Raw genomic sequence first — 6,065 nt, forward strand, 5'->3', positions numbered from 1 at the left:
ACAGCTGTTTTTTCCACATTATCAACAATTGTGGAAAACCATTGTGTAAAAAGTGCTATTATTACGCTACGAATGTTGAGTCGGAATTGAATTTTGTATCACGCTCGTTTGGAGCAAAATACGATTGAAATATGTCTTTTAAATTTGAAATGTTGAAGGAGCAATCGGCAATTATCAAGGTAATTGGCGTAGGGGGTGGGGGCGGAAACGCAGTAAACCACATGTATAAACAGGGAATCAGCGGTGTTGATTTCATTGTCTGTAACACAGACGCACAAGCCTTGGAGCTGAGTCCGATCCCAAACAAAGTGCAATTGGGTGCCAGTCTGACGGAAGGAATGGGTGCAGGTGCTGACCCTAGTGTTGGCGAGAATTCTGCCATTGAAAGTATCGAAGATATCAAACGTATGCTGGGTTCCAACACCAAGATGCTGTTCATCACAGCAGGGATGGGGGGTGGAACCGGGACCGGTGCGAGCCCGGTACTAGCCAAAGCAGCCCGGGAACTCGGTATCCTCACCGTAGCCATTGTAACCACCCCGTTTGCATTTGAGGGTAAAAGACGCCGTATGCAGGCCGAGGATGGTTTGGGTGAATTGACAAAATATGTTGATTCATACCTGGTAATTTCAAACGACAGGCTACGCGATATTTTTGGGAACCTCACGATGACCGCTGCTTTTGCGAAAGCAGACGACATCCTGACCACCGCTGCAAAGGGTATCGCTGAGATCATCACTATTCCAGGTTACGTGAATGTAGACTTCAAGGATGTGAGGACCGTGATGAACGACAGCGGTGTGGCGATTATGGGGAATGCCGTGGCCGAAGGAGAGGACCGCGCGCTCCGCGCAGTGGAAGGGGCATTGGCCTCGCCATTGCTAAAAGACAACGAGATTGAAGGCGCACGTTACATCCTGCTCAATATCACGTCTGGTAAGCAGGAGGTGACCATGGACGAAGTGACGATTATCACAGACTATATTCAAGATAAGGCCGGTCTGTCGGCAGATTTGATATGGGGTAACTGTATCAATGAGTCATTCGAAAGCGAACTGTCTGTTACCATTATTGCTACTGGATTCCAGACATTGGAAGAGCGGATAAAAGAAAAGGAGAACGAGCGGATCGAGATCCCACTTACACCGGAAGAGCCTAAAATACCGTACGTGAGGCCCATCAACCAGTTTGTACGGAAAGATAACGATGCTCCGGAAGTGGCCGGACCGGTGCTTAAGTCTGTAGCGGAACCAAGCAATCCCCGTACTGTCCCACAACAGGCGGATTTGTTCAGCGCAACATCGCCCAATAAGCCGCAGCTACGCAATAACACGCCCGATAAGGATGGCATCATCCGGCATACGCTGACTCCCGAGAGTGAGCAGCCCAGCCCAGCAGATGAGGTGGAGGATGATGGGTATGAGGTGAAGACAAGGCCCTCGGCTTTTCATTTCGAGCTGCCAACTGATTTTGGTGAGGAAATGCCGGCCAATGCAACGGAGGCCGGCGACAATAGCGTGGAGTATAGCCAGGAGCATGTACCCCCGACCACGAGAGAAACAAGTCGCGGGACGGACGAACATAAAACCCCAGCACACGTAGAGAAGGAGCTGCTGAAAACCAAGGAACGCATCCTACGGCTCAAGGAATTGAGCATGAAACTCAAATCTGCTAATGGATTGCAGGAACTGGAAACTGAGCCGGCATACCGACGTAAGCAAATGGCCCTGGAAGACGTACCGCATTCGTCGGAATCGCAAGTGTCGAGATTTACCCTATCCACTGAAGAAGGGATCACTGAGATAAGACCCAACAATTCTTTTTTGCACGACAACGTCGATTAGTTTAAGCCGATTGTTCGGTTCAAATTCGAATAAAAGAACTGTTTGGTCGGGGGGCTGACCAAACAGTTTTTTTGTTTATCTAAGGTATATGCGGTGCAACCCTTGCAGATGTGTTGGAGCCTTTTAATTTAAAGTTTATCTTTGCATCGATTTTTGTCTTATTTAATACACAACATAAATATATTGGACTTATTTGATAAAATTGCGAAGAATCTGGGGCCAATCGGCCAACACTACGAGTGGTCCCACGGTTATTTTTCGTTTCCGAAATTAGAAGGTGAAATTGCTCCCCGTATGTTATTTAATGGGAAAGAGCATTTGATTTGGAGCCTCAATAATTACTTGGGCCTAGCCAACCATCCGGAAGTGAGGGCGGTAGATGCCCAAGCTGCCGCAGACTTCGGCTTAGCTTATCCCATGGGGGCACGGATGATGTCGGGTAATAGTAACCACCATGAGGAACTGGAGCAAGATCTGGCTGCCTATGTAGGCAAGGAAGACGCGTTTCTGCTTAACTATGGCTATCAGGGAATGGTATCCATTATCGATGCCATAGTGGACCGCAACGACGTTATCGTTTACGATGCGGAGTCGCATGCCTGCATCGTAGATGGCGTACGCCTACATATGGGAAAGCGGTTCGTCTATCAACACAATGATTTGGAAAGCTGCGAGCGGCAGTTAATCCGTGCCACTAAGCTGGCCCGTACGACCGGTGGCTCGGTGTTACTGATCACAGAGGGCGTATTCGGTATGTCGGGTGCACAAGGCAAGCTGAAAGAGATTGCAGCCCTGAAAGAAAAATACCCATTCCGGATGTTGGTGGACGACGCACACGGCTTCGGGACCATGGGGCCTACCGGCGCCGGTACCCACGAAGCACAGGATTGCGTAGCAGATATAGATATCTACTTCGGTACATTTGCGAAGTCGATGGCAGGTATCGGTGCATTTGTAGCCTCCAATCAAGACGTAATCACCTACCTCCGTTATAATATGCGGTCGCAAACATTCGCGAAGTCACTTCCCATGCCCATGGTTATCGGGTTGAAAAAGCGGTTTGAGTTGTTGAAAAACAGCCCTGAGCTCCGTGAACGATTGTGGGCTGTTGCAAGGGCATTGCAACACGGACTGAAACAGCGTGGATTCGACATCGGGGCCACCAATACGATGGTGACCCCGGTTTTCCTAAAGGGAGATCTACATGAAGCGACTGCACTTACCCGGGACTTAAGAGAAACTCATAGCATATTTTGTTCTATTGTTGTCTACCCGGTTATCCCCAAAGGTTTGATCGAGTTGCGCTTGATTCCAACTGCGGTGCATACCCAAGAAGATGTGGAATATACGTTGGATGCATTTACAGCGGTCAGCGAAAAACTGCAAGCAGGGGCTTATAAGCAAGCTGTTTCTTTACAATCGGAGTAATTTCCCGAATTATAATTTGGAAAAAAGACAAGCGAGGGATTGATAAGGCTTTATTTATATCTACCTCATTATCTGCTTGTATATCAGTCACATGTATATGTGTATGATTGCTTGTTTAGCTCATAGCAACGAGGGGTGTGGAAAAAAAAGTGCGTTTAAAGCTTGTTTTGGGTGTTTTAAAGTTTTTTTTTACGAAAAAAGATTCTACTTTTAACGCACTGTAGATTATTAACTTTTTAAAATTTAAAAACTAAAAGGAGTATTTATTATGGCAAGCATCCAAAAATTCAATGAACTTAAGAGTTTGATCGAGGGGTTAGATGGAGACGCGGACAAATTCTTCAACAAAGGCAACAACGCGGCTGGTACCCGGGTGAGAAAAGGCCTGCAAGACGTTAAGAATTTAGCTCAAACAATCCGCTTGGAGATTCAAGAAGCAAAAAATGCAAAATAAGCATACTGTTTGACCTAGTCAAATAGCTAAAGGCCCTGAGATTCAGGGCTTTTTTTTTGAGCCAAATGCTTATATTCGTATTCTAATCGATTGATGCCATGGTAAATTATGGAAAAGTGGTGGTGTGGTTTATGATTGGCTTGCCACCGATGGGGTACGCTGGTCTTCTCATCAAAAGGATATAACGAGCCGTGGGACGGTCAGCGCAACAATATGTCTTTACCTTCTGGTACCTACTATTATACCTTGACTTCCGACGTGTTGGTCAAGTCAGTCACCGGGTCCGTGTCGATTCTGAGGTAAGCAGTAATTTTCATAGTCTCTGTTATTTTTCGTATCATCGCTTAAAACAAATATACTAGAATGGCAAACAAAAGTAATAACCCCATTTGGGTGATGAGTTCAGCATTCGATCAACTGACATTACCCGAGTTGGTAGATACTACCGTGCGGATCGGAGCGCAAGGCATAGATCTGTGTGTGTTCCGACGCGATGGAACCCGGCAGGACCACACGGCTACACACCTAAACTACGATCATTTCACACCAGATACAGCAAAGGAACTTATCGACCGTTTCAATGCGGCACACTTGAGGTTGTCGCTGGGAGCCTTCGAGAATATGATCGGAGGGGACCCGGCAGAACGTATAAAAAATCAAAACCACTTACTCAAATTGATACGGATAGCTCACCTGCTGGGCGGTGATGAAAATGATGTGAAGGTAGGTACTTTTGTCGGATACAATCACGAGCTCGGCGTCCAGCAAGACGGCTTTCAAAAGAACTTGGATGAATACCGGCGAGTTTTCGCACCGATAATACGGTATGCAGAAGACTTAGGCGTGACCATACTTTATGAAAATTGCCCGATGGAAGGCTGGCGCCCCGCGTCGTATACTACTACATACAATAACCTACCCGGGGTGCTGGCGGCACGCAAGCTAATGTATGCCTTAATCCCTAGCGAAGCGCATGGCGAGATTTATGACCCCTCGCACGACGTGTGGCAGCACACCGATCCGGTAGATGTGATTGCGCAAACTGACATTTCGCGTGTGCACCGTGTTCACGTGAAAGCCACCCGTAACCTTAAAACCAAAGCGCGCGTCGATTGGGGAGGGATGTACCCCATGCAATTGGTGGATCCGGGACTGGCTGACACGGCAGGAGTGAGTATACCCGCAAGCGATTGGGACAGGCACCATTATGAAGCCATGTTGCCCGGATTTGGCGGGTCGGACAGTATGGATTGGCGGGCATTTGTAGATCTGCTTGCCGAAAAGGGATTTACAGGGCCATACGAGATCGAAAACGAAGCCAGAAATTCAAAGGATACCGGAAATATGGCAGCTATTGTACAGGGCTTTGAAGCAAGTATAAAGTTTTTGGCACCTATGGTGTGGGAACTTCAGGATGATACGGGGTACACGTACCGCCAGCGCTCCCCGCTGAAGTCAGCCACCTCACGAGATATCCCGATTCGCACCATCGATAAACTGTGACGAGAATAGGATGTAAGCCTTATTAGCCTAGGCACCCGAATGCAAACGGAACTTTTCGATCAGCTCTGCGATATTATCGACCTGGAGCTTCTCGAAAATACGGGTTTTATAGGTGCTTACCGTAGAGGTACTGAGATTAAGGGCTTTGGATACGTCCATGATGCCTAATCCCTGAACCAGGTATTTTGCAACGTCGACCTCCCGGTTGGAAAGGTGGTTTAACGGGTTGTCTGCTTTCAATACGGATTTCCCCATGGTGAGGGTGTTGTAATACAATTCACGCACTTCAGGGCTCATGTATTTGCCCCGTTGGATCACCGAAAGGATGGCTTCCTTCAGGTCGGCCTTGGAGGTGTTTTTATTAAGATAACCCGATGCACCCGCCTGCAGGTAACGGAGCGCATAAAGTGTTTCGTCATACGACGAAAACACCAATATCTTAATGTTCGGCTGAATCAGCAACACTTTCTCAACCATTTTGATATTATTTCCCCCCGGCATGTTGATATCGAGAAGTACAAGGTCATAAGGCTTTTCCGACAACAACTTGATCATTTCGTCAAAATCCTCAGCCTGGGTAACCCGTGCAAGCGGCAGTGCCTCTTTTACTACGATTGATGTACCCAGCCTAACGATTCCATGATCATCTGCTATCAATATCTCTGTCATTTGTCAAATGTTTATCATAGATGCCATCTATTAAGGCATTTGGTTATTTCATAAGTCAGCTACGCAACAGTGCAAATATAAGTTAAAATATAATTGCAATCGTGTTTTTGGATTAAAATTAATCTGATTATCCGTTTACGCACCTGTTATATTTGCAATGACCAGTC

The 6,065-nt window shown here is 46.9% G+C and carries 6 protein-coding genes; 5 read left to right on the forward strand and 1 reads right to left on the reverse strand.

Going from position 1 to position 6,065, the window contains the following annotated elements:
* The first annotated feature begins 131 nt into the window (after positions 1 to 131).
* The 5 genes from ftsZ to NGM62_RS15465 all read left to right on the forward strand — a co-directional run bounded on the left by ftsZ (position 132) and on the right by NGM62_RS15465 (position 5,229).
* Positions 132 to 1,844, forward strand: coding sequence for a cell division protein FtsZ (gene ftsZ, locus NGM62_RS15450; protein ID WP_262249160.1), 1,713 nt, complete (start codon positions 132 to 134; stop codon positions 1,842 to 1,844).
* Positions 1,845 to 2,027: 183 nt separating this feature from the next.
* Positions 2,028 to 3,272, forward strand: a complete 1,245-nt coding sequence (locus NGM62_RS15455; RefSeq protein ID WP_262249161.1) for an aminotransferase class I/II-fold pyridoxal phosphate-dependent enzyme — start codon at positions 2,028 to 2,030, stop codon at positions 3,270 to 3,272.
* Positions 3,273 to 3,540: 268 nt separating this feature from the next.
* Positions 3,541 to 3,726, forward strand: coding sequence for a histone H1 (locus tag NGM62_RS15460; RefSeq protein ID WP_262249162.1), 186 nt, complete (start codon positions 3,541 to 3,543; stop codon positions 3,724 to 3,726).
* Between the two features lie 135 nt (positions 3,727 to 3,861).
* Positions 3,862 to 4,029, forward strand: a complete 168-nt coding sequence (locus tag NGM62_RS22270) for a T9SS type B sorting domain-containing protein (protein ID WP_390937615.1) — start codon at positions 3,862 to 3,864, stop codon at positions 4,027 to 4,029.
* A 60-nt stretch (positions 4,030 to 4,089) separates the two neighbouring features.
* Positions 4,090 to 5,229 (forward strand): sugar phosphate isomerase/epimerase family protein, encoded by a 1,140-nt coding sequence (locus NGM62_RS15465; RefSeq protein ID WP_262249163.1) that lies wholly within the window; start codon positions 4,090 to 4,092, stop codon positions 5,227 to 5,229.
* Positions 5,230 to 5,256: 27 nt separating this feature from the next.
* Here the strand turns inward: NGM62_RS15465 and NGM62_RS15470 are convergent, their stop codons facing one another.
* Positions 5,257 to 5,898 (reverse strand): response regulator transcription factor, encoded by a 642-nt coding sequence (locus NGM62_RS15470; RefSeq protein ID WP_262249164.1) that lies wholly within the window; start codon positions 5,896 to 5,898, stop codon positions 5,257 to 5,259.
* Between the last annotated feature and the right edge of the window lie 167 nt (positions 5,899 to 6,065).

The organism is Parapedobacter soli (genome assembly GCF_025460835.1).
Classification (GTDB): domain Bacteria; phylum Bacteroidota; class Bacteroidia; order Sphingobacteriales; family Sphingobacteriaceae; genus Parapedobacter; species Parapedobacter soli.